18 protein-coding genes are annotated in these 25,718 nt (G+C 47.5%); 9 read left to right on the top strand and 9 right to left on the bottom strand.

Annotated features, from left to right (window positions below; translation table 11 throughout):
- The first annotated feature begins 76 nt into the window (after positions 1-76).
- The 3 genes from AC4PM4_RS07765 to AC4PM4_RS07755 all read left to right on the top strand — a co-directional run bounded on the left by AC4PM4_RS07765 (position 77) and on the right by AC4PM4_RS07755 (position 4,292).
- Positions 77-1,819 carry an ABC transporter ATP-binding protein gene (locus tag AC4PM4_RS07765; protein ID WP_090894077.1) on the top strand — a complete coding sequence of 581 codons (1,743 nt, stop codon included), beginning with the start codon at positions 77-79 and terminating at the stop codon, positions 1,817-1,819.
- A gap of 106 nt (positions 1,820-1,925) precedes the next feature.
- On the top strand, positions 1,926-3,671 hold the full coding sequence (locus tag AC4PM4_RS07760) for an ABC transporter ATP-binding protein (RefSeq protein WP_491613409.1): 1,746 nt from the start codon (positions 1,926-1,928) through the stop codon (positions 3,669-3,671).
- Positions 3,672-3,776: 105 nt separating this feature from the next.
- Positions 3,777-4,292, top strand: a complete 516-nt coding sequence (locus AC4PM4_RS07755; protein WP_063564591.1) for a DUF5381 family protein — start codon at positions 3,777-3,779, stop codon at positions 4,290-4,292.
- Positions 4,293-4,305: 13 nt separating this feature from the next.
- On the opposite strand, the gene AC4PM4_RS07750 is transcribed toward AC4PM4_RS07755, so the two are convergent.
- Positions 4,306-4,737 (bottom strand): Lrp/AsnC family transcriptional regulator, encoded by a 432-nt coding sequence (locus AC4PM4_RS07750; protein WP_090953025.1) that lies wholly within the window; start codon positions 4,735-4,737, stop codon positions 4,306-4,308.
- Between the two features lie 127 nt (positions 4,738-4,864).
- Here AC4PM4_RS07750 and AC4PM4_RS07745 point away from each other — a divergent pair, with 127 nt between their 5' ends.
- Entirely contained in the window at positions 4,865-5,638 is a 774-nt protein-coding gene (locus AC4PM4_RS07745; protein ID WP_090953024.1) for an MBL fold metallo-hydrolase, read from the top strand.
- A gap of 213 nt (positions 5,639-5,851) precedes the next feature.
- Here AC4PM4_RS07745 and arfA read toward each other — a convergent pair whose 3' ends face one another.
- Entirely contained in the window at positions 5,852-7,357 is a 1,506-nt protein-coding gene (gene arfA / locus AC4PM4_RS07740; RefSeq protein ID WP_090953023.1) for an arabinosylfuranosidase ArfA, read from the bottom strand.
- A gap of 179 nt (positions 7,358-7,536) precedes the next feature.
- Between arfA and AC4PM4_RS07735 the strand changes: the two genes are divergently transcribed.
- Positions 7,537-8,445: an ArsR/SmtB family transcription factor gene (locus AC4PM4_RS07735; RefSeq protein WP_082935196.1), complete on the top strand. Its 909-nt coding sequence runs from the start codon at positions 7,537-7,539 to the stop codon at positions 8,443-8,445.
- Between the two features lie 88 nt (positions 8,446-8,533).
- Here the strand turns inward: AC4PM4_RS07735 and AC4PM4_RS07730 are convergent, their stop codons facing one another.
- The 5 genes from AC4PM4_RS07730 to AC4PM4_RS07710 form a co-directional block, all read right to left on the bottom strand.
- The gene (locus AC4PM4_RS07730) at positions 8,534-9,334 is read right to left on the bottom strand and encodes a C40 family peptidase (RefSeq protein ID WP_063564594.1); all 801 of its coding nucleotides are present in this window, start codon (positions 9,332-9,334) and stop codon (positions 8,534-8,536) included.
- A 426-nt stretch (positions 9,335-9,760) separates the two neighbouring features.
- Entirely contained in the window at positions 9,761-13,036 is a 3,276-nt protein-coding gene (locus tag AC4PM4_RS07725) for a glycoside hydrolase family 48 protein (protein WP_491613274.1), read from the bottom strand.
- 77 nt (positions 13,037-13,113) lie between these two features.
- Positions 13,114-16,107 (bottom strand): glycoside hydrolase family 9 protein, encoded by a 2,994-nt coding sequence (locus AC4PM4_RS07720; RefSeq protein ID WP_090953368.1) that lies wholly within the window; start codon positions 16,105-16,107, stop codon positions 13,114-13,116.
- Positions 16,108-16,437: 330 nt separating this feature from the next.
- Positions 16,438-18,174 (bottom strand): methyl-accepting chemotaxis protein, encoded by a 1,737-nt coding sequence (locus AC4PM4_RS07715; RefSeq protein WP_256863629.1) that lies wholly within the window; start codon positions 18,172-18,174, stop codon positions 16,438-16,440.
- A gap of 200 nt (positions 18,175-18,374) precedes the next feature.
- Positions 18,375-18,926 (bottom strand): undecaprenyl-diphosphatase, encoded by a 552-nt coding sequence (locus AC4PM4_RS07710; protein WP_079695154.1) that lies wholly within the window; start codon positions 18,924-18,926, stop codon positions 18,375-18,377.
- A 184-nt stretch (positions 18,927-19,110) separates the two neighbouring features.
- Between AC4PM4_RS07710 and AC4PM4_RS07705 the strand changes: the two genes are divergently transcribed.
- Both AC4PM4_RS07705 and AC4PM4_RS07700 read left to right on the top strand, forming a co-directional pair.
- Positions 19,111-20,100 (top strand): LCP family protein, encoded by a 990-nt coding sequence (locus AC4PM4_RS07705; RefSeq protein ID WP_063564597.1) that lies wholly within the window; start codon positions 19,111-19,113, stop codon positions 20,098-20,100.
- A 163-nt stretch (positions 20,101-20,263) separates the two neighbouring features.
- On the top strand, positions 20,264-21,514 hold the full coding sequence (locus AC4PM4_RS07700) for an acyltransferase (RefSeq protein ID WP_491613270.1): 1,251 nt from the start codon (positions 20,264-20,266) through the stop codon (positions 21,512-21,514).
- Positions 21,515-21,564: 50 nt separating this feature from the next.
- Here the strand turns inward: AC4PM4_RS07700 and AC4PM4_RS07695 are convergent, their stop codons facing one another.
- Positions 21,565-22,299, bottom strand: coding sequence for a hypothetical protein (locus AC4PM4_RS07695; RefSeq protein ID WP_063564599.1), 735 nt, complete (start codon positions 22,297-22,299; stop codon positions 21,565-21,567).
- Positions 22,300-22,518: 219 nt separating this feature from the next.
- Here AC4PM4_RS07695 and AC4PM4_RS07690 point away from each other — a divergent pair, with 219 nt between their 5' ends.
- Together AC4PM4_RS07690 and AC4PM4_RS07685 are read left to right on the top strand one after the other, a co-directional pair.
- Complete coding sequence (locus tag AC4PM4_RS07690) at positions 22,519-23,466, top strand: hypothetical protein (protein ID WP_491613268.1); 948 nt, start codon at positions 22,519-22,521, stop codon at positions 23,464-23,466.
- 36 nt (positions 23,467-23,502) lie between these two features.
- The gene (locus AC4PM4_RS07685) at positions 23,503-23,763 is read left to right on the top strand and encodes an NHLP leader peptide family RiPP precursor (RefSeq protein ID WP_491613266.1); all 261 of its coding nucleotides are present in this window, start codon (positions 23,503-23,505) and stop codon (positions 23,761-23,763) included.
- Between the two features lie 77 nt (positions 23,764-23,840).
- Here AC4PM4_RS07685 and AC4PM4_RS07680 read toward each other — a convergent pair whose 3' ends face one another.
- Positions 23,841-25,700 carry a sensor histidine kinase gene (locus tag AC4PM4_RS07680; RefSeq protein ID WP_256336516.1) on the bottom strand — a complete coding sequence of 620 codons (1,860 nt, stop codon included), beginning with the start codon at positions 25,698-25,700 and terminating at the stop codon, positions 23,841-23,843.
- Positions 25,701-25,718: the final 18 nt, after the last annotated feature.

Here is a 25,718-nt window from a genome sequence, read left to right as displayed (position 1 = left end):
TATTATCAGGTGTCGGCCCTTTTCTTGACTCCGATTCCAAACCGACTCTCACCCTGAACAAAGGAGAACAAATCTTATGTCCAAGAAAGGATTACTACGAGGCTATGTCATTGCCAACTGGCCCGTATATCTGTTCGCTGTACTACTGATTATTGCCTCCAATGTGGGTCAGGCGTCCTTACCCCGAATTCTGGGCAGTTTCACGGATCAACTCATGCAGAACACACTTCAGATGAATACGGTCATCCGGTACAGTCTTTCGCTTTTGGCTATTGCCATCGCTTATAATCTGTTATTCGGTACCGGACAATTCATGATCATGAAGCTTGGACGCCGCTTCGAATTCATGACACGCGAGCGCATTTTCGGCAAGTTTTCCGAACTTAGCGAGTACTATTTTTCCAAACAGGGAAATGGGAAACTGCTCAGTTACGTCATGAATGATGTTACCTCTGTACGTGAAGCCATCTCCAACGGCGTCACCATGATGACCAATGCAACATTTCTATTATTATCTTGCATCGTGATGATGCTGCTCAGCGGAATCCCGATGAAACTTATTCTGATCAGTATTGTGCCTTTGCTGGCCATTCCCTTTCTGGTCGTTTTTTTCGGTCCGCGAATTCGCAAGCGCTCTCGTGATGTGCAGGATGCTCTTGCAACGATGACGGAATCCGCAGAGGAACAGCTCGGTGGTATTCGTGTAACCAAAACATTTGCCATTGAAGACAGCGCCCGTGAACGATTTGGGTTCACAGTAGATGCAATCAAAAGTAAACAGCTGCGGCTTGTTCGTCTGTCCTCTCTATTTCAGGCCTTGCTACCGCTACTGGGTGCCATTTCATTGGTTGTCTCCCTGCTTGTCGGCGGAATTTTGACGATGCAAAATTCCATTACACTCGGAAGTTTTGTCGCATTGACGTTATATTTGCGGATCATCATGGGACCGCTTCAACAAATCGGTAATGTGATCAATACTATGCAGCGTTCTGGAGCATCACTTGAGCGGGTAAATGATCTGTTGACGGAAGTGCCTGACGTGCGCGAGCTTCCCAATGCGACAAGTCTCCAAGCCGTGAACGACATTACGATTGAGAATCTGTCTTTCTCTTATCCCGGCAGTTCATCCGCTGCGCTCAAAAATATCAGTCTGAATATCCAGGCAGGACGAACCGTGGGTATTGTGGGTAAAACAGGTTCTGGTAAAAGTACCTTTGTGAAGCTATTGCTGCGTACATATGAGCCGCCTGAAGGCACAATCCGCATTAACGGCACCGACATTCGGCAGCTGTCGCTGGAAAGTCTGCGATCCCGTATTGCCTACGTACCGCAGGATGGATTCCTGTTCAGTACAACCATTCGGGACAACATCGCTTTTAGTGACCGCGAGGTTCCGCTGGACACCGTAGAGCACAGCGCACGACAAGCGATGATATACGAGAACATTATCCGGTTCCCGGATCGGTTCGATACCCTGCTGGGCGAACGTGGACTCACGTTGTCTGGCGGTCAGCGTCAGCGCACCAGTCTGGCGAGGGGTTTGATCAAAAAAGCGCAGGTACTCATTTTGGATGACAGTATGAGTGCTGTGGATGCCGTCACCGAAAGTGGCATTCTGCACAGCCTGCGTGAGATTGGTAAAGGCAAAACAACGCTGATTATCTCCCACCGGATCAGTGCAGTCCGGCATGCCGACGAAATTATCGTTCTGGATGAAGGCCGAATCGCTGAACAGGGAACACATGCAGGGCTGATGGCCGCAAAAGGGTTATATGCTGCAACCTATCGTTTGCAGGAGGAGGGATTACATCATGACTGACCGTAACGCTGAAGTTCGTTCAGATGCGGGAGCACAAGCACCGTCAGGCCATGGGTCCGGTTCCGATGCAGGCGCAGACCAGAGTAAGCGGACTTCCTTCAAAGCGATGATGTCCTACGCCCAACCTCATAAATGGGCCTTTGCAGGTATCTTTTTCTGTTCGCTGCTGGGTATTTCCGCCGATCTGCTTCAGCCTTATCTGGTGAAGATCGCGATCGATGATCATCTGGCAATTGGTCAGACTAGTGTAGGCTTTCTTGTCCAGTTGGCAGCCATCTTTTTGGGGCTGGCTGTAATCAGCTTTATTTTTACCTATGTACAAAACAACCTGCTGCAACATGTCGGTCAGAACATCGTCTCTCGCATTCGTAAGGACCTGTTCAAGCATATCTCCAAAATGTCGATGTCTTTCTTCGATCGCTTCCATATCGGCAGTCTGGTGACGAATGTATCCAGTGATACGGAAACGATCAGCAGTTTCTTCACTCAAGTACTGCTAAGTCTCATCCGGGATGGCATGATGCTGGTGCTGATTATCGTCTTTATGTTCCAGCTCGATCCGGTACTCGCAGGGTACTCTCTCATCGTGCTGCCTGTGATCGCCATCGTTGCTGTATTATTTCGGAGCCAACTGCGCAGGGCTTATCAGAATGCCCGAACTCGTCTCTCCCGTTTGATTGCATTCACGGCAGAGAACCTGTCCGGCATGTTTTTGATCCAGGCGTTCCATCAGGAAGAAGAGCAGAAGAAAAGATTCACGGAACAGAACCAACTTCACCTGAAGGCCAATATCACACAAGCCCGTTCGAATGTCATATTCAACCGGACGTTTGATATCCTTGGCAATGCGGCGCTCGTTATGATGGTCTGGCTTGGAGGACGTGCCGTGCTGGGTGAATCATTGCAGGTGGGTGTGCTCTATGCGTTTATCAGTTACATCCGTCAGTTCTTCCAGCCAATTAACCAGATCACCATGCAGTGGAACACATTCCAGTCGACCACCGTATCCATGGATCGGATCTGGAACATTCTGAGTACCCGTCCGGAAGTCGCTGACCCCAAACCCGGGACTGCCTCCACACTTGAACCACGGGACGTGATGGGACAGATTGATTTTAATGATGTTTCGTTCGGTTATCGGGCAGATCACCCCCTGATTCAGCATATGAATCTGCATCTCTATCCAGGTGAAATGGTGGGCATTGTAGGCACTACAGGAGCTGGCAAAAGTACGTTGATCTCCCTGCTCAATCGCTTTTACGATGTGAATCAGGGCAGCATTGAAATCGATGGCATAGACATTCGCCATTTCCCGCAGGCCAATCTTCATCGGATCGTTGGTCTGATCCAGCAGGAACCATTCCTTTTCTCGGGCTCCATCATTGACAATGTACGAATGTTCCGCGAGGATATTACTAGAGAGCAGGCTATTCAGGCCTGCCGATTCGTCGGAGCACATGCCATGATTTCACGTTTGCCACAAGGGTATGATACACGTCTTTCCGAACGCGGAAGCGGTCTGTCCGCCGGAGAACGTCAACTGATATCGTTTGCCCGAATCGTGGTCTTTCAGCCCCGTGTGCTTATCCTGGATGAAGCAACCGCGAATCTGGATTCGCATACCGAACAATTGGTACAACAGGCGCTGGAATCCGTCTCTCAGGGAAGAACAACAATTGTTATTGCGCATCGTCTCTCTACGGTCATGCATGCAGATCGGATTCTCGTTATGGAGAATGGTGAAATTGTCGAAGAAGGCTCACATCAGAAGTTGATTGATGCTGAAGGGGTATATGCTTATCTTTACACCCATGCTCGTGAAGCCGGTAATGATTCAGCTATTTCTGGATAGCTCATCGAACCAAATGGGGTTAAATAAACGTTGAACGTGCCGCTCTGCGATGCAGGCGGCATGTTTGATATATTTTCTGGGAAATGATGTTAAGGAGGCGTATTTATGAAACCTGAATTATATAAACTATCAGAGTCGAAGCTGGAGCATCGACAGATTGGCTATCGCCGTTTCACGGCTGTATGGAAAGGAGCAATATGTCTTCTGTTCTTGCTATTATGTGTCACCCTGTTATGGATCATCTATGAAGATCACGCTGAACAACTGGAGACATTATATTATTCCATCGCAGCCATTCTTGGCATGTGGTTTATCGGGCCCGTATTTTTTATGTTTCTGTCCCGGGCAATCGCAAGTTCCCCTGTGTTATTATCCTGGAATGATGAAGGGCTTCGTATCCTTAAACGGACCATTCCCTGGAATGAGATTCGTAAAATTGAGATTGGCTCTCCCGCCTTCAACAAATGGATATTGTCTGCTTCCCCCATGATTGCCCTGTATTTGAAAGACGGCACCCGGCGTCATATCCAGACCGATCATTTGCTAACCAAAAAAGAGCTCAGTCGAGCAGTTGGTCTTCTGCAGGAGACGCTGCGTGAGAAACAGCAACAGGACATCTGAAATTCAGCTCACATCATTCCGACTTTTCTATACCAACAGACAGGTTCATTCTATAATTTCCATACGGCAAAATGGCTTCCAGCAAACTGCCAAGCTGCTCCATTGTTCCTGTGCGTACGATCATCAGATAGCAGCCCTCTCCGCTGACACGGTGAACCTCCACGATGTCTTCACGTGCAGCCATAAATTCACGGAAGGCGGCATGTAGGTCGCCGGAATTCAGAAAAATCATTACAAATGCCTGCAGGCCCAAGCCGAGGCGTTCCGGGTTCCATTTTACCGTATACCCTTCAATAACACCCAGATCATGCAGCTTGCGTACTCTCGCACCTACAGCCTGTCCGGTCAAATGCACCTCTTCGCCGATCTCTTTGTGAGAGCGTTTGGAGTCCCGGATCAGGCTTTTCAGTATGCGTATATCTGTATCATCAATCGTCTCATTCATCTATTTTGCAATCCTTTCAACTTGAAATTAAAGTGGCCTGTTTTCTTTCAGTGTGTTATTTACGCCCATAAACGGGTTGTATAACATATAGGATAATAACATTAATTCCCGAAGGAGTGCAGGTTCAATGAAAATTCAATTGATTCGTAATGCTACATTATGGTTGGAATATGGGGATCTGAATATACTGGTTGATCCCATGTTTATGGATAAAGAAGTGATGCCCGCTTTCCCGAACACGCCCAATGAATTACGCAATCCTAGAGTCTCTTTACCCGAGACGGAAACGGATTATGTGAATCCCGATCTGGTGATCGTTACGCATACCCACCCCGATCACTGGGATGAAGCAGCAGCGAAGCAGCTACGCAAGGATGTACCTCTGCTATGCCAACCAGGAGATGAGGCCGTGTTCACTGGAGCCGGATTTACCAACGTTACCGCCGTGGATGAGAAACATGAGTATCATTCTGTACGTTTTGTCCGCACCTCAGGACAACACGGAACTGGAGAAATCGGCGAACGTATGGGCAAAGTGTCTGGTTTTGTATTGGAAGCTGACGAAGAACCTGTCTCCTATATCGCCGGGGATACCATCTGGTGTGAAGAACCCGCCGAAGCCATTCGTCAATATCGACCTGAGGTAATTGTGGTGAATGCTGGCGGTGCCCGCTTCCTGCAAGGAGATCCGATAACGATGGACGGGCCTGACGTAGCTGCCGTGAAACACCATGCGCCGGATGCTCATGTCATCGCTGTGCATATGGATGCCATTAACCATTGCATGATGTCCCGCGTGGACCTCGCAAGTTATCTGGCATCCGAACAATTGGATGGACAGGTGCTCATTCCACGCGACGGCGAGAGCTTTGTATTCGGACCGGATACTGAGTTGAAATAAAGTTCATTGATACGGTGAGTGACTTTTAACAAACGGAGTATACTCTAGTAATTCTCTCCATGGAACACGAAAAAAGCTGGATGCGATTCGTTCGCATCCAGCTTTTTTTTGCGTTTATAGTTGAGGAAAACAGCGATCCGAAGATAGTTGTGCCATCGGAGTGCTCTGTATCTCTGTGAAAGCCAGAATGATTCCCTCGTCTCATTTCACCTATTATTGAACTTTCAATCGGATTACATTCCACGATGCTTTGGCCAGGCTTGCCGTGATCAGTGTATCTGATACTTCTGCATCACCACGATTATGCGGAGCAACGCGATTCGGCTGTGCAGCGGTATTGGCTGCTTTTAGATCATCACTTTCCAGCACAATATGCTCAATCAAGCGGCACTTCCCAAAGCTGCGCAGATCCACTTCAAGCGGCAGTGATTCTTCCAGATGACGGTTCACGGCGAACACAGTCACTTCACCCTGCTCTTCGTTATGCACCGCAATGCCCTCCAGATAAGGAACATCCGTAATTTGTTTGGTGTCATACTTCGGAGACTGGATTAACGGTACAAGTGCAGTTCCACGTCCAAACACGGAAGCATGCATGAACGGATAGAAGATCGTCTGTCTCCATGCAGCACCACCATTATCCGTCATGATTGGAGCGATAACGTTGACGAGCTGCGCCAGACATGCCATCTTAACTCGGTCCGCATGTTTCAGCATGCTGATCAGCATACATCCCACAAGCAGTGCATCTTCATGGTTGTATACGTCCTCCAACTGTGGCGGAGCAATCTGCCACGGGTCCAGCTTCTTGTCACTTTCATTGGAGTGGTACCAGACATTCCATTCATCAAAGGACAGGAACATCGTCTTCTTACTGCGCTTCTTCGCTTTGATATAATCACAGGTCGCTTTTACCGTCTCAATAAAACGATCCATCTCAAGGGAACGCGCAAGGAATGTTGGCGTATCCTGTTCAGCATTACCGTAATACTGGTGGAGCGACAGATATTCAACATGATCATACGTATGATCCAGCACCGTTGCTTCCCATTCCGGAAAGGATGGCATACCCAGGGATGAACTTCCGCAAGCGACCAGCTCAATCGTTGGATCTGTCCACTTCATCACTTTTGCCGCTTCAAGTGCAATCCGTCCATACTCTTCTGCTGTTTTGTGACCAATCTGCCACGGACCGTCCATTTCATTGCCAAGACACCAGGTTTTGATGGCATGAGGCTCTTTGTATCCATGTTTAATACGCAAATCACTATAGTAGGAACCTTCAGGATGATTGCTGTACTCCACGATGTTGCGGGCTGCGTCTACACCCCGTGTTCCCAAGTTGACGGCCATCATCACTTCCGAATTCGCCTGTTTGGACCAATCCACAAATTCGTTGAACCCGAATTCATTGGTCTCGATAGTTCTCCAGGCTAGTTCAAGTCTGCGTTTGCGTTCAGACACAGGCCCAACCGAATCCTCCCAATTGTAACCGGATACAAAATTCCCTCCAGGATACCGCACAATCGGAACCTGTAGCTCCTTAACCATCTCGAGCACATCTCCACGGAATCCCGCTTCATTCGCTGTAGGATGACCCGGCTCATATATTCCACCGTATACGGCACGTCCCAGATGTTCAATAAACGAACCGTATAAACGTTTATCAACTACGCCAATTGTGAAATCCTTGTCTACCGTCATTTTTGCTTTTTCCATCGTGAAGTTCAGCTCCCTAAGATTAATATAAAAATTAATTGATAATCTATGGATCAACGTTCATATTTATATTAAAATCGATTATGGCACCAATTTCAACCTGAATTTTGCAAAATGTTATTCTTTTGACTGGATTTATGTTTAACTTAATTCTATAAATCAAAAATGGAGGAACAGATGTGATCAGAGCAAATACCGATGCAGAATGGCTGCCCCTATACGAGGCACTCGCGAGTGAAGTCCGTCTGCAGATTATCAGGCTTGTCGCGGAGACCCCAATGAACGTGAAGGACATTGCCGCATCCCTCGGCCTGAGCAGCGCAATTGTAACCATGCATGTTCGCAAGCTACAGGATGTGGGCATTATTCAGTCCAAAATGATTCGCAAGGATGGCGGCACGCACAAAATGAACAGCCTGGCAGTCGACTGGATTGGCATCTCTATGCCACAGGAAACGGGCACCATCCGCAAGCTTCATGAAGTGGCAATCCCTGTCGGGCATTACACCCATTTTGATGTGTATCCAACTTGTGGTCTGGCTACATCCAATCAGGTCATTGGACAGTATGATGATCCACGCTATTTTCTAGATCCCGAACGCATGCATGCCCATATTCTCTGGTTTGGACGCGGATTCGTGGAATACAAAATTCCAAACTATATCTTGTCAGGTCAACAGATCAGTGCCATTGAATTGTCACTTGAGATAGGTTCAGAAGCTCCTTCGGTCAACCCAAACTGGCCTTCGGATATTACCTTCATGCTCAACGGAATTCGACTCGGTGAATGGACAAGTCCTGGAGATTCCGGAAATGGACGAGGCATGTTCACCCCGGAATGGTGGAGCGACAGTGTCAATCAATACGGCATGCTCAAGGTGCTGCGGATCACCCATGAGGGCACATTTATTGATGGACAGCATATGTCCGAAATTACGCTTGCGGATATCCCCGTGGAACGCAATCAGTGGACATTGCGCCTCTCCGTGGAGGAAGATGCGCAGCATGTGGGTGGGCTAACGTTGTATGGTCAAGGATTCGGCAACTACGATCAGGATATTCTGTTCCGTCTGTACTACCAGGACTAATAAACAACAAAAAGAACCTTCCATCCCCCGTATAGAGCAGAGATGGAAGGTTCTATATATGGTCATTATTTAATAAGTATGCTGGAACTTAAAGTGCACTTCCACCAAACAAGAAACGGTACTCCCAATGTTTTCCGGAGATATCACTAATCGTTACACCGCCGCCAGCGTTGGAATAGGTGTGCAGTATTTTGCCGTCACCCAGATAAATTCCCGTGTGGGTAATCGTAGCAGTAGATTTGTTCACACTAGAATACGATGAAGCCGAGCTGCCTTTGTAGGACATAAAGTACATCAGGTCACCACGCTTCAGATTTTTCCAATTCGTCTGAACGGTACCATTGGCTTTCACATAAGCACCTTGTTTACGCGAATCGGATGGAAGCTTGATTCCGAGCGCATCAATAAATGCCTGGCGGACAAAGCTTGAACAATCGAACGTAGCCGTACTGTTACGACTTGCGCCAAACTCATAAGGCGTCCCCCAATATTTCATACCGGCAGCAATCACTTTCTCCACCGAAGCACTGCCTGTAACTGAACCAGACCCACTAGTACTGCCACTTCCTGTTGTCGTGTTGCCTTTCACAGCTTGTGTATATTTTGAAGAAGAAGATATGTATCCTGTCCGGTTACCGGAGTCCGTAACTTTATACCAGCCTGATCCGGATTTTTGCACTACCGTGACAGTCTCTCCTTTTGGCACCAAACGAACAATGCTTGCGGAAGAAGATGGCGATGTACGCAAATTAACTCCCCAGATGACTTTAACTTTTGAATTATCAACTGCCGCTGCTGATGCAGGTGTCGTTAATGCTCCTGTTGTCAGACTTCCCATCAGCATCGTTGCTGTTACACTTGCAGTAATGATCTTGCTTTTCCAGTTCATGATGTCGTGTTCCCCCTGATGTTACAGAATTTTAACCTGGCCTCATTCGCCGGGCTTGCCCCATTGTAAAACGGGCTGTCCATAACGATCATCAGTCCAAAGTCCTGTATTCGATCAGGCAGGCTTGAGCACTAAGAATCAGGGAAACCTCTCACACCAGTTGGCTAAAACTGCCGCAAATCTCTTCTTTTTCAAAGGTTAAATTATTGTAACTATTTGCTACGCTTCGTTTTACGCAGAAAAGAGGCCTAAACCGCGCATCACTTAGGACATGCGTCATATGACCTATATTTTAATATTTAAATTCTATATTTGGTAAACATTACTATGGTTCATTTCCCGATTATGAGCACCTGTAATCCTAAAATCATCATACAAAAAGCCGGAGATCTCTCCCCGGCTGTACTCTGTCTCAATATGAATCGACTATGGCTCAATACCCCAAGCGTTGACTCCACTAATATAAGCGGTCACTTTGTTCCAGGCGCTAAAGGCCGTTTTGGAAGCATCAAAAGAATAGTCGTTGGTCTGATCAAAATTCGTCCAGTTGTTCTTCGAGAAGCGCCCCTGGATAATTCCCGTCTCTGCTCCGGCAGCCAGACTGCCTGCCCCGGATTTAAATCCAATCTCCAGATACGTATCCGCTGTCCCTTTAGCCGGATCTACCGTCACAAAGTGAGCTTCAACGTTGGCGCTGCCAATCTGAGCGTAATCACACCAGAAACTCAGATCGGATGCACTATCCTTCGTAAAGTAATACCGCACCTTCACCTGGCTCAGATCCACTGCTGTCGTGCCTGTGTTCTTGATATTGAACTGCGGGGTCACCGCATTGCCTGACGTCCCTGAACCACCATTGCGGTATTGTACTTCAAGTGCACCTGTTGTTACAGGAGGCGCTGTTGGTGTCACCGTCACTACGTTGGACAAGGTCTGCCCGCTTGCATTTACTGCCACCACTCGGTAATTGTATGCGGTACCGTTCACTGCCGTGGCATCCGTGTAAGTCAGCGCCGTCAGACCTGTAGCCAGATCGGCGTAGGTTCCACCTGCAACCGAGCGTTGTACCTTGTAACTTGCAGCTCCGGTCGATGCGGTCCATGTCAGCACAGCCTGATTATTGCCTGCCGTTCCCGTAAGGGTTAACACTCCCGGTATAGAGGTTCCCGCTTGCGGTGTTGCAGAGGCCTGAGCAGAAGGTGCAGATTCACCCGCCGTACTCACTGCGGTCACCACATAATAGTACGTTTTTCCATTGGTCAGTGCTGTATCTGTGAAGGTCGAACCGGTAACACCCGTTGCTACGGAAGTATACGGGCCACCGCTCACCTCTGCACGTTTTACCGTGTAAGAAGCGGCACCAGTGGATGCGGTCCAGTTCAGAGCAACCTGCTCACTGCCTGCTGCAGCTGTCAGACCCGCCGGAGCTGCTGGCACTTGGACCACTGGGCCTCCTGTGTTACCAAGGAGACGATCATATTCGCCATACGCGGTAGCCATATCCACCTGTGACCAGAAACGGTGATACGTAAAGGTTGGTGCGCCATTTTCCCATTTTTTCGTTGTTGGATTATAAGACGTTTTGTACAGATTATCCAGATAAGCCCATGCCGGATCTTGCTTGATGGCTGGACGCAGGTCAGAGTAACCAATGTATACGCCATTACCACCTTTGGCCGGGTCAGAAGGTACGCCGGCTGTACCCGGTATCGTGTTCCCCTGCCCGAAGGTTCCCGTCCAGTTTGCCGGAATATAGATCTCTTTGGCAAAGAAACGGAAGTAGTCTTTACGGACTTCTTCAGTCACGATCCCCACACCATCATTGTAATCCCACGCCGTATTCAATAGTTTCTCGGCCATATCTTTGGCTTCCTGGCCTTTGGCACTGAGTACGCCGCCTTCGGCTTGAGTCCCCGCAGCAAAGAACGTCAGGGCTTTGATATAGCTCCCCAGTACGCCTGTATCCTGAGCAGGATCTTTGGTTACCACATGGAAATTCGGATTTTGCGTAAAGGCACTGAACCCATTCCATTTATCCGGTTGCCCCTGCCATTCCTGGCTGCCTGGAATCCAGAATTCGCCCGGTGCAGGTGTAGTAGCAACCTGTGCATTGGTACCTCCAAGTATCCGTTGACCTGCCGCATTCAGATAATATCCTTGTGCATCCGTCACCGGACGCTCATCGACGAATACATAATCCTTGGCCCAGTCGACCCACTTGGTAATGACTTTTTTGGCCATCTGGAAGTTCTCAGAACTGAGGTCCCCGCTCTCAGCAAGAATGTAATACATCTCAGCTACACGCTCCAGCGACCAAGCCTGGAAACCAAACCACGTGTTGGAGTCGGGGTCCCGATATACAGGAGCTTCCTGATAAGCCATGTCATAGAACGTACTGGTTCCAGCAGGATAAGCTTTGTAAGAGCCATCAAAACTGTTCGTCGCTCCACCGCCAATTGCCCCTTCGTGAGACTGTAACCAGGTGTAGAACTCCAATTGGCGTTTCAGCGATGCATTCCAATCTGCCTTGGCAGTTGTCGATTTTGGAATCAGGCCACCTGCCGGATCAGACAAGGCATACGCTGCCACCGGATTCTGGTAAGCCTGGTGCGTATGACTGGCTCCAATCCGCCAAGCCCAGTTCCCACCCTCGCCAAGGCCGCCGCCCCATGAGGTATACCATGCCATCAGATACATATTAGAGTCTTTGCCTGTACCGGCAGTTGGTGTGCCGTTCTTGGCACTTCCGATCTTCTGGAAGTACTTGTCGTGCATCCCATAGCGCAGATAGTCGCCCATCTTCTTCGCTTTGTCCAGATACGTTGTATTGGTGTAGCCCATCTCCTTCGCCCAATACAGTACCTGCACCGCACGTGCGTCAGCATCCGTTGCGTTGGTATAACGCCACTGGGCAGCCGGTGTCTGAGTCTCCTTGGTAAACAGGCTCATGAAACCTTCGCCCGTTTTGCCAAACGTTTTATTGTCCTGGGATGGGTGTGGAATGGCTTCCCATACAGACTCCTGCTCTCCACGCTGGAATGTATTCACGTAAGCCGCTGTATGATTCGGATTCAGCAGGTTACCATACCCGTACCAGTTATCCACATCCAGCAGCCAGTGCATCAGGTACGTCTGATTGTTGCCGTAGGAAGATTTCAGCTCGGCATCAAGTGGGTCTTTTCCGGCCGCATATTGACCGTTAATGGCAGAAGGATATTGATCCGGAAAAGGTTTTTCCGCTGCATAGGTGGCCGGGCTGTTCGGATTGTAATAACTCATCGTAGGCTGCTCTTCCTTGCCGTCACCTTCATTGACAGGGATGATGTATTTCTCCATGCTGTCCCAAGCCGCTTCCAGTTTGGACCAATCTCCCGTATAGTGACCATACATCGTTTCCAGCCAGAGCCAGTAACTGTATGCCTCGGATGTCGTCATGTGCCCATAATCCGGTGCCTCGCTCATCAGCGTTTCAATGGAATGATAGGGAATGCCCTCTGGAGAAAAATAACCGTTCGCCGGATCTTTCAGCTGATCATACAATTGCAAAAATCGAGCTTCATTTATTCCGTCCGCCTGAGCATCAATGTTCTGCTCTTCGGCATAAACCGTTTGGGGGCCTGCCCACAAACCGGTGTACCCGGTCAGCATAACGGTCCCTGCTAGCATGGCAGACAAACTTTTTTTCGCAGCTGATTTCAACATGTATATACCTCCCTGGAATGGTGAAATTCAATTAGAATTACCGTGGGTCTGCCCATGCTGTTGAACTCCCTGTTAGGTTACGGCTCAATGCCCCAGACTTTCGTACCTCCCTGAAACCCAGTTACTTGATTCCATGCGGTAAAAGCAGTCTTGGTTGCATCATAGGAATAGTCGTTGCTCTGATCGAAATTGCTCCAATTGTTCTTGGAAAAGCGCCCCTGAATCACACCCGTCTCCGCTCCAGCAGCCAGGCTGCCAGTCCCGGATTTGAAGCTGATCTCCAGATACGTATCCGCTGTGCCCGTTGTCGGAGTCAGCGTGACAAATTTGCCTTCAATATTAGCCGTGCCGATCTGAGCATAATCACACCAGAAGGTCAGATCCCCTGCACCGTCCTTGGTAAAATAATATCGGAGCTTCACGGTACTCAGATCAATCGCCTGAGTGCCAGTGTTTTTTAGATTAAACTGCGGAGTCACCGCATTGCCGGAAGCACCTGACCCTCCATTACGATACTGCACCTCAAGCGTGCCCGTCGTTACCGGAGGCGCACTCGGTGTCACCGTCACGATATTGGACAACGTCTGTCCGCTCGCATTCACGGCGGCGATTCGATAACTGTACGCCGTTCCATTTACCGCTGTTGCATCGATGTAATTCAAAACTGCCAATCCAGTTGCCACATCGGCATATGCGCCGCCCACAACGGAGCGCTGTACCTTATAAGTCACTGCTCCCGTTGCTGCCGTCCAGGTCAGAATCGACTGGGCGTTGCCAGCCGTACCGCTTAACGTCAGTTCGCCAGGCAACGATGTTCCAGCTTGCGGCGTGGCAGAGGCTTGTGCAGACCCGGGCGATTCTCCGGCTGAATTAACAGCCGTCACCACATAATAATAGGTCTTTCCGTTCGTAAGCCCCGTATTCGTGTATGTCAATCCATGTACATCTGTCGCTACAGAAGTATATGGACCCCCATTCACCTCGGCACGCTTCACGGTGTACGATTCTGCCCCAGGTGATGCTACCCAGCTCAGGATGACTTGAGCATTCCCTGATATAGCCTGCACGCCAGAAGGTGCAACAGGAGTGACAACCGGTGTAACACCAGGTTCCTGACCGTATATCCGTATTCCCGCATCGTAGACTGGGAGATATACGCTCTTCGCCACATTACCTGTGCCCAAGCCCTGGAATGAATGATCATTATTCGCATTCCAGGCGCCTTGCGGGCCGGTAATGCGGAACTGGACCTCTTTGCGATAATGTCCTTCCCCGCCAGGATATATCTTGGTTCCAGTAAAGTCCGCCGTAACAGCATAGATTCGTTTCGCTGCATCAACCACAACCGGTTGGGATACGGTAGCACCCTCGGCGTATGCGGTTGTAACCTTGACATCAGATACGGTATATCCTGCAGCGTAAACTTCACTTAGATCCAGAAAATAGCGAAAAGATAACTTATCCCCCATCCGCGCAGGCCAGCCGGAACGATTATTTAGTTGAGCCTTGATTTCCGTGTAATTGGGACCGGATGCCTTCACGGCAGCTTCGACAAAGAACTCATCTGTCTTCACTTCCGGAGCCGGAAAATTCGCGATGGGCTGATCATTCTGGCCGAATAACAGATTCATCTTGGCTAACGCGCCTGTAAAGCCTGCATTGTAATCGGTTGCCACCTCATTGCTGACATAGTCGCCAATGGAATCGGTATAGGCATCCGTTGCATCCGGTCCACCAACCATCGCTCCGTACAACGTGTGACGGTGCTCTGAAGGTGTATTTTCATTGTTCGTCCATGAACTGTGAGAGGTCCGGTGATGAGGATGCTTAGGCGGATTCTGACCATAACCGACCACATAACTGCTCTGGCGAGGATTATCCCCCAGAATGTAGTTCATTTGAGAGACGGCAAAGTCCTGATATCTTGCTTTCTTCACCGGATCACTGACCCAGTCGGAGTATACAAAAGCAATAAAAGATGCATTTGCTGCATATCGGAGCGATCCCCATGTATCAAGCCAGGCAAGCCCGCCCGGTGTATACTTGATTCTTTGTCCATTCGTGCCTACAGACCAATAATCCAGATTGCGCTCTGTGGATTGAATGAACCGCGTCGCTTCTGGCATGTTCAGACTCGACGTAATGCGAGCCAGCAGAATCTGGGCTCCGTAGTGTTTGTCATCCCAGCCTTGGGTCCAAGTATAGGCCCAGTTCCCGTTCTGTCCATCTGCCTGCCACAGATTCGCTGTAGCAATCGCCTTGGACAAGTAAGCGCTATCATTTGTCGCCATATATAACCATGTTGCAGCCCAGGCGAGTTCATCATAGTAACCTGTCCATGAATTGTAGAACGATTGGGCATCTGTAATGCAATCCGAATATTTGCCTCGATACGTATCCGCGAAGCTGTACAGTTCCTTGGCATGTTGAAGTAGTTTGTTGGCATAAGCCGGGTCACTGTCCCGGAACACAATGGATGAAGAAGCGAGTGCCGCTGCAGTTTCTCCCGCAAGTTCACTTCCCGGACAGGATGCATCGATCTTATAAGCAGGACGGTTCATCTGCATCACTTCAGCAGGCCCCCACCAGGCATGGTCTGTATTGCCCGCTCCAACCTGTCCCCATAATTCATTTGGTTTCGTATGCGCTTTCACAAAATAGTCTGTAGCCCATCTCAAGTTATCCTTAATCTGCTCCAGTTGCCCTGCCTGCTCGTATCCCTCACGGTATTCCACAACAGACCAAGCTAACATCGTAGCCGAATAGGCCATCGGCAGACCAAATTTCACATGATCTCCAGCATCGTACCACCCTCCGGTCAAATCAACCCCAACATCCGCTCCGTCATTTAATCCGGAATCACCACGCCATTCCACCCGATTGTCTTCGGGCAAATTCCCTGAACGCTGTGTTTCATAGAAATAAACCGCCTTTTGTAATGCCTCCGCATAGTTATGATTTCCGGCAGCCGCATCTGCCTTACCACTCCATGCCTGTATGGATGTACTTCCTGCCAGTAGCCCTACCGATAACGCGAGGATAGCGATTCGTCTCCACCAGCTTCCCTTCATCTTCAACCATTCATCTCCTTTTGCAATAGTCGTCTCGTAATTTTCCAATTACACTGATGTAATGACCCGCTCCTTTCTATGGTGTGACTCCATGTATTTCCACCATTAATTACCATTATATCCTTTTGCTCCAGTTGCAATATCAGCGCTGGTGACTTCTGAAATAACATTGTTGTGACATGTTTGGGTAGTGATATGACAAAAAAGACTGCCCCTCATATCGCTTGAACGCAATATGAGAAACAGTCCTGATATTTTGAATAACCCGTGCTACAGGTTGCATGATGATCCATGGTACTATCCAGTCTGAACACCCTACTTTTGGATCGTTTACACTCTGAATTTGTTGATTTGCTCCTGCAACTCTTCAGCCATTTTGGACAAAGAACCTGCGGAGGAAGCGATCTCTTCCATCGAAGCCAGCTGCTGCTGGGTTGCGGCAGATACATTATGTACCCCGCCTGCTGCTTCTCCCGCAATGTTAGAGATCTGATCCACATACCCTACAACTTCATTCGTACTTGCTGACATTTCCTCCGAACCTGCCGATACTTCCTGGATTTCACCAGCAACCTTGTTCACTACATTCGAAATTTGTTCAAAGGCTTGTCCAGCCGCTGTTACAATCTCAATTCCGGCTTCCGTTTCATTGCTGTTCACTTTCACAGCCTGCACGGCATGATCTGTATCCTTCTGAATCAATTGGACAAGATCCGTAATCCGTTGTGCGGATGTAGAAGACTCCTCTGCGAGCTTCCGTACTTCTCCGGCTACGACTGCGAAGCCACGTCCGTGCTCACCTGCACGTGCCGCTTCAATCGCTGCATTTAATGCAAGAAGGTTGGTTTGACGGGCAATATTGTTGATAACCTCGGTAATCGTACCTATCTCTGCGGAACGTTCTCCCAGCCCTGTAACCAGTTCTGTCAGTGATGCAATGGAATTGCGAACAGATCCCATCTGTTCAACAGCCTGCTGAATAATCATATTTCCTTCGGCAGACTGATTCGCTGCATCAACGGCAGATACGGATACACTTTGAGCAAGCTCAGCAATTTGTTCCGAACCAAGAGCCATCTCACTCATCGCCTGTGAAGAACGTTTCACCATATCTACTTGATCCGATGTACCTACAGCCAATTCCTCAACCGTCTCGGAAATCTGTTCCGACGCCTTGGTATTCTGCTCAGCACTCGCGAGAAGTTCTTCGGAGGAAGCGGCTACCTGTTCGGATGTCATCGACACGGATTGAATCATCTCCCGCAGGTTGCCTGTCATCACATTGAAGGAATCGGCCAGCGTTCCCAGCTCATCCTTGTTCTTGAGCACGATCTTCTCACTCGTCAGATCCCCACCTGCAATCAACATCGCTGCTGCATTCATCTTCTGAATTGGACGCGAGATGATGCTTGCAATGAAGAAGGCAATAAACATGGCCACCAGGAAAGCAACAATAGTGACTCCCAATATAATATTAAATGCTTGTTCAGCAGACTCAACCGATGTATTCGTTGCTGCATCCGACAGTGAGTTCCCCATCGTGATTAATTGGGCAATGGTATCATTCGCTGTATACCATAACGGATAGGCCTCTGAATGCAATCTGCTGGCTTCTTCGTAATTGTTAGCCATGCCCAATTTCATAAATTCCGGCATTTTCGCCAAATACGCCTCATAGTTCGTGCTAAATGTATTGTACATTGCCACTGCTTCGGTATTGTCTGAGATGAGTGAAACCAGTTCCTTGCGCTCAATCGCAATCTTGGCTTGGAGCTGTTCCAACACTTCATTCATCTTGGTGATTTCAGTTGGATTTGTTTCGACAATTACGGCAAGAGCAAGCCGCTCGACGTCCGAAATATCACCATTCATCATCCCAAGCAGGCTCACACTGGGCATCCACATCTTATCGATTTCATCGGCCTTTTTGGACATATCATGAATTTGGGTTAACGCATAAATGCTTACAAAAGCCAGTAAAGCCACTACCATTAGAAATCCAGTCAGTAATTTCATTCGAATTGTTAATCTCAATTTCCCCTTCACGTTTCCCCGCGTATCTTTCATGTTCCCCACTCCTCAACTAGTACATATTTATAGTATATCGACACGTATCGTCATGAATTGTAGATATCGGAATTCGATTTTTGTAAATTTCAGTTAACTTCGAAATAAACACAAAAAAGCCTTAAGTCTTTGGCTCACCAAAAACTTAAGGCTCTCGTATCCGATACTTCTCTTCTGATCCCTATTATATTCAACTGTTTCTAACGGAAAATCCGCCGATGAATGTTAATGAAGAAATCGGGAATCGACTTGGTATAATTACGCGTAGCGATCAAGATCACACTGACCAGGCTACCTAGAATGAATCCGCCCAGAATATCTCCAGGATAATGTACACCTACATAGACACGCGACACTCCTGTCAGCACAGCAAGCAACAGCATCCACATACCGAAGCGACGCCCGATAAAAAACGAAGCTGCTGCGAGCGCGAATACAAAGGAAGCATGTTTACTTGGAAATGATGGATCTGGTACATGCGGAACCAGTTGATGCACCGTGCCTTCCACGAACGGCCTTGGATGACCTACCACAGGTGAAATTCCCCATTTTGCCAAAACAAGTGCTACGATCGAAGCTACACACGCATAAAACACAATTCGTTGCTTCGACGGATTGCCAAGAAACCACACAATCACAAGAAGCCCTATCATAACCCAAACCGCATATTCAGCTGATGTAATCATAAACCAGTCCAGAAACGGAATTCGGTCTGCAAACTGGTTGATCCAATTAAATACAGATTGATTCATAACAGTCGTTTAATACCTCCATTACACAAATCACGATTATTTTTTACATAATAAATATACACTAACTATTTGTCAAATATGTCGCCTGGTAACCGAACTTTCGAAATCAAAGAGGACATTTCTCTTACTTTTTGTTAAACTAGTTTGGGTTACATAATAGTTCATTCATAGAAAGGTGAAGATTATGCTTAAGAAATGGTTATGGGGGACATCCCTAACCCTGGCACTTGCCATAACCGGTGTCATTGTATATTACGGATACTCGATCGTTCATTTTGCCAATAGCATCTCAACCGCTTCCGAGACTTCCACTTCTGAAACAAACCAAAATACGGACAATCCAACCACCCCTGTTCCTAAATGGGAAGGGAAGGAACGAGTTAACATTTTGCTGCTTGGAGGTGACACCAGGGGGGATGATGCTGGCCGTTCAGATTCGGTCATGGTCGCTTCCATTGATCCGGTATCCAAGAAAGCCCATCTCTTCTCTGTTCTGCGTGATACATATGTTGATATTCCGGGACACGGAAAGAGCAGACTCAACGCGGCCTTCTCCTACGGCGGAGCGGAATTAACCAAACAAACGGTCGGTGACTTGCTCGGCATCCCTATCCAGCACTACGTGTATACCGATTTTATCGGATTCATGGCGCTGGTTGATGCTGTCGACGGGATCGATATTGATGTGGAGAAAGACATGTATTATACCAGCAAAGCAGATAAACATATGTACGATATTGATCTAAAAAAAGGACTTCAGCATATGGACGGTAAGACCGCCCTCCAATATGTGCGATTCCGGCATGATGCCACATCAGACTTTACGCGTACCGAACGGCAGCGGATTTTCATGACTGAGCTGGCCAAGAAGATGCAAAGTACGACTTCACTCTTCAAGATTCCTGAAATATTGGAAGCTGTCGCTCCATATATCGAGACAGACCTCAGTCCAACACAGATGTTAAAATTGGCTTCGCTCGGATTCGATATTAACGTAAATGAAATCGATAAACAGCAGATCCCTCCTAACAAGTTGCTAACCAATGAACTTGCAGGTTCTGCCCAAGTACTCGGTGTGAATAAACCGAAACTTCAAGCATACATTCAGAATTTGTTTGAAGAAGATGCGAAATCCTCAGAGGATGAATCAACAAAAGTACCAGACTTAAACTAAATGGAATGGAAACAAAATGAGGCAGGTATCGCAATGATGCTCCGATTAAAAAGATGGCTGCCGCCATCTTTTTTTTGTACCTATTTTCCCCATTTAATGCAGCCTTAATGTTCAACAGGTACCCTTAAATGATGAATTCCGGTTACACGAAGGAGGAATACACGTGAATAAACCGCGAATCGTGGAATGGACTCAGCTGCGCGGCCTTGCATTTCTCGCTATTGTAATGCAGCATAACATCGCGGAATATATATATCGCGCCGATATTGAACAACCCGATTCCATCATGCTGACCATGATTTATCATCTGACTCGTTTCGGTACGCCGACATTTGTCTTTCTGTCTGGTGTAATGCTGTTCTATCATCATAGTCACACCAAACCGGATTACCCCCGTTTTATCCGTAAGCGGTTTGGAGATATCTATGTGCCCTTTGTGGTATGGACATTCATCTATTGGTTGTTTGTCCGGATATTCACCCCTGAGTTCTGGCTTTCGGGTATGCCGGACTTCCGGAGTTTTGTTCGTGAACTGTTCCTCCCCCAGACGGGATATCATCTGTGGTTTGTGATTATGGTGTTTCAGTTCTATATTCTGTTTCCCCTGTTTCTTGCGGGAGCCAAGTTCGTTCAGAGACGTATTGAAAAAGTTACACGCTTCACCCCGATGCAATCCGTCATCACGCTGATTCTCATTGGGATGGCATTATACACTTTACTTATGAAATGGTCCTACTACGATATGGGCGGGTGGACAGCTTCCTTACCCCAACCCTGGTCGGGTTTGCTGCAATATCGCTCTTATTCATGGGTTATGTACTGGTTTTACTTTTTGCTGGGGGCAGTCTGTGCCTGGTCAGTGGATAGTTGGAGAAGTTGGACTGCAAAGGTATTGCCCTGGATGGTCTGTCTGTTTATCGGCATGTACATCTGGCTTGGATATGATGTGCTGCGGGGATCAGACGATGTCGTTAATCTGAATATCTCAACCTATCTGAAGCCCACGACATTCATCATCATCATGGCTCAGATGTTCACGTTCTATGGGTTCCTTGTACTGCTGCGAGGCAAAGATACACCATTTCAGCGTCTCCTGACGTGGATTGGCCGATATTCCTTTGGTGGCTATCTGGTTCATGCACTGGTTATCTATTGCATTGCGTATATTACCCGGCCACTTACACTAACCGGATGGCATCTACCGATAACATTGCTTTCGTTTCTTGTTACCGTAGCAACGTCCCTTGCAATCAGTTGGGGACTTTCCCAACTTCCTGGTTCACGCTTCACCATAGGATTACAACGGAAGAAACGCCTAAGTCCCCGTTTGCATGATACTATTTCTGCGAGCAGAACAAGTTCACCGGAGCGCAATCCGTCAGCTAGCGCAAACCGCAGTCCGGAAACCAGCTAATTCTAGTTGAATATTGAAAAAGCGTCTCCCTTCGTGGAAGACGCTCTTTGTCACTTCACTTCTGTGGAAGCGGATCGACCGGGTACAGGTTCGTGAGGACCAGGAGCTTGATGTGCAATGCCCTTCTGATTAACGAACCTTTTCAGGTCACCCGTCAACTGCTCCTTCAGCTTGTCTACCAGTTGCGTTTCACTGATGCCTTTTGCCTGAGCAATCTCAGCCAGTGATTTCCCGCTTTGAAGCTGCTGATGGAGTTGCTCCGGGGTGATGCCGATAAAGCGTGCAATAGCCCCCTTGTCCATCATCGGACGTCTGTTGCCATGGTGAGCGAACTCTCGTCTTAATTCCCGCAGTGGTGTGTTAATTACCTTCTTCAGCTTGGTATCCATTCCTGCTTTGGCTGCTGCTGCCTGCTCTTTCGTGAGACAGCCTTCTTCGGCTGCTTTATCCAATCGCTGAGAGAGCGAAGGCTTCAGCTTCTCCAACAATTGATTTTCACTAAGTCCCTTGCGTTCCTTGGCAATCTGAGTCAACGTTTTGCCAAGCTCCATCTGTTCCTTTAAATCACGGAGCCCAATACCGAGGAGGTCCGCGGTTTCTCCAATCATAAACAGGCCATGACCTGCTTGCATGCATGGCTTGGTCTGGTTTGAGGAGGAAGATGGTGTCGCCACATGATCCTCAACAGATCCATTTGGATCAGCGGATGCCGTATAGCCGGTTGATGCTGTTATAAATACGGCTGCCAGTCCGGCTGCCATCCATTTTTTCCATCTGTATTTCATTTCTCTTCTTCCTTTCATATGTCAAAATCCTGTGCTCTCTTAGTTTGAGCCTAACTTCCGCTTTTTTATGCCATAAAAATACAAAATGTCATTGTTTTTTTCACAATTCATCACAAAACCTCCTATTTTTTTCAATTCATTTCCGGTATACTGAAAGTAACTTCATGATCTAGTCGAATAGTCCTTATTACTTTATTTTGGGAAGGGCGTAACCAAACGATGCGGAGAGAATGGTTTGATCCGTTTAGATCCGATGTGGAGGTGGTGTTCGCTGCAGCAGAGCAGCTGGTACAGAAATATCCTGAACCAATGTCAGAACATGCACTAGAACAACTTCATTTGGTCAATCCTTTGTTACGAGATTCGGGTCACAGTTACATTGGCTACATTATTCCATTGTGGATGCAACTCTCGGATGGTCTACCTCCAGAGAAGGCACACAAACTGAGTACTGCTTGTCTCCTGCATATGCTATATTTTCTGAATCAGGATGAAGTTATGGACGAACAGCCAGAAGATGTGACACTGAAATTATCACTGGGTAATCTTTACTACGTGGATGCGATCTGTGCCTATTCAGAGCTATTCAGCCTTTCTTCCCCGTTCTGGACGTATTTCAGACAGTATGTGGAGGATTGGGCCATGAGCGTCACCGGTGAGAACTCCATCGATTATTTCAAGAGAAGCCCGCTATTAATCGCCCAAAAAGCTGCCCCACTTCTGCTTGGAGCTGCTGGCTCACTGCTTCTTTTGGAACAGGAGCATCGTATCACTCCGGTATGTTCTGCCGTCAACATTGCACTGATGACTCTCCAGATGACAGATGACTTCACAGACACCAAACAAGATGCTGTGCATGGAAATTACAACAGCTTCCTCTCCCACATATCCGCAGCACTGGAACATAATTACCCGGCTCATCCTGTAAGCGAATGTGTACATGATAATGTATACAATACTCAATTGATGAACTCCTATGTAGACATTGCTCAGCAATATAACATCAGACTAACATCTTCTAACTCGGGAATTTCGCATCTCGAAGCGTTTAATTCTTACTTATGCGGCATTCTGGGACAAACTGTTCAGGACATTGAACAACACAAAAAAGTGCTTTTTCAAGGCGGGTTTCATTACTGGATCAGCGAGAAACAACATTTGTCCTAATCACAAAAGAAGAGCTGGTACAGTTGAATTTTAAATATGAAGGGAATGTTGACGATGATGGTATCAGAGAAAACGTTGCACGAGGATATTATTGAAAAGGCCTGGACCGATGAGCACTTCAGACAACAACTGCACTCCAACCCAAAGCAAGCGCTTCGCGAAGCATTTGGCATTGATATTCCTGAACACATTCAAGTCCGTACCATTGAAGAACAACAGAACGACTACGTTCTCGTAATTCCTCCCAATCCAGCCAAAGTGGATTATGACGTAAATTGCGGACCGTGGAGAAGCTAAACGGATTAGATTGAATATGTAATTGAACGGCACAAGGGGTAGCGAACAAAAAAGCCATCGTACACTTCTACCGCTCGTCATTCGACGAAAGCGGCAAAAGATACAACGGCTTCTGTTCCTACCCCTTTTGTGCTTGTAAAACTGATCTGCCCATGCATGGCTTCAACGATTCGGAAGGTCACCATCATGCCAAGGCCTGTCCCCTTAATTTTGTTCGAGAAATAAGGCTCCCCAAGCCGGACCAGCGCTTCCTCATCCATGCCCTCACCGTTATCCCTAACATGTACCTTGATAACCCCATCCTGAGCATAGGCCCAAATATCAATCTGACCCTGTCCTTGCAGCGCTTCAATACTATTCTTAATAATATTAATAAAAGCCTGTTTGAACTTGGAAGAGTTCCCTCTAATCCATAGATCTGGCGGAATGTCAGTTGTTATTTTGCCGCCTTCCAGATTAGCCATCGGTACAAGAATGCCTTCAATATGATTAAATTCATCCGCGATATTGAGAGAGACAATATGATCGAACTCCGGTTTGGCAAACGTTAGGAAATCGGTAATAATGCCGGAAGCCCGATCAAGCTCCTCCAAAGCAATCCGCACATATCCCTTGTTTTTGTTGTCTTCCTGCTCTGTCATGAGCTGAAGGAAACCTCGTGTCACCTGCAACGGATTACGAACCTCATGAGCAACTGACGCCGCCAGTTCACTAATGATTTCCATTTTCTCGGATCGCTGCAATTCATTATTGAACAATTCCAACTCTTTCGAGTATTCAAGCACTTTGGTATGTTTTTCAGCAAATCGGCTTCCCAGTATGGCAATAAGTGAGATAATAAAAGCAACCATGGACCATTTCCACCATATCAGATGATATGTTCCATTACGCTGGTAATACCACAGTAGTTCAGCAACACTGATTAAGGCAAATGTACCGAATCCCGTAGCAAGCAAAAGAGCTTCCCGGCTCCGTTGAAGCGCTTTGGAGATGGTGCCGATCATTAAGATGCTCAACAGGATTACGAGAACGAATCCAATCACGTTCTGAACCAACAAACTATAGAGCATGTCCCATTGACCGCCTGAAATAAAATCAATCATCAGAGCAGCCACAGCAACTACAGAATAGATGAATTGGAATTTTCTTAGTTTGGTAAAGATGCCATAACGACCTGGTCCGATAATTTGTTCAAAAAAATAACAGAGTGCAGGCATGCCCATCAGCATAGCCAGGTCAAACAATACGGAATACAGATTACCGTAAACCTGGTAGAACGTATATAAAAACTGTGAATAGGTGATAATCATCGTTCCGATTGAACCCATCACGATACATAGCGAAATCCACAACCCTTTATGGAATTTGCCCAGGAAAAAAGTGCAACTCAGCATCGTTAGAGCCGTGAACACAAAGGTCGCTCCCAATATCACATCAAGCAGTCCATTGTGAATGTACTTTTCCTGTAATGTAGCATAAGGCCCAACCTGAACCGTTCCGTAGATGCCAAGTCTGCCTTTTTCATTCTCTGACCATACGTAAAGTTTTCCACCTGAATTCTCACTTGATAAGGGTAACAACACAGCGTTGTTATCATAATTGTAATGATAATTCTCATATACCCTACGATCGTCCAAGTAGATTACAATGTGGTTCCCTTTAATATTCTCAAAACGGATTGCTGAGCTATCTTCGTTTATTTTAGGAATGGTCACACGAGTCCACATGGAACCCGAAGGAGCTTCTACGCTGCTGTATTCCAGCTTTTCAGCACCTTGCTTCTCCCAGATCTCCTCCGTACCTTGAACCTCACTGATGAATCCCTGATCGTGTACGTTCCCCCATTTTACTTCCCATCCCGTAATGGATACAGGTTTGTCAACTTCTCCTGCAGTCGCTGAGACGAAATCATGCGGCAAGCAGAGAATATTCAACATACTTATCCATAAGATGAT

It is taken from the genome of Paenibacillus sp. MDV22-iso6 (assembly GCF_058408365.1).
The sequence above is the reverse complement of the archived record's forward strand: the minus strand, read 5'-3'. Positions and strand labels throughout refer to the sequence as shown.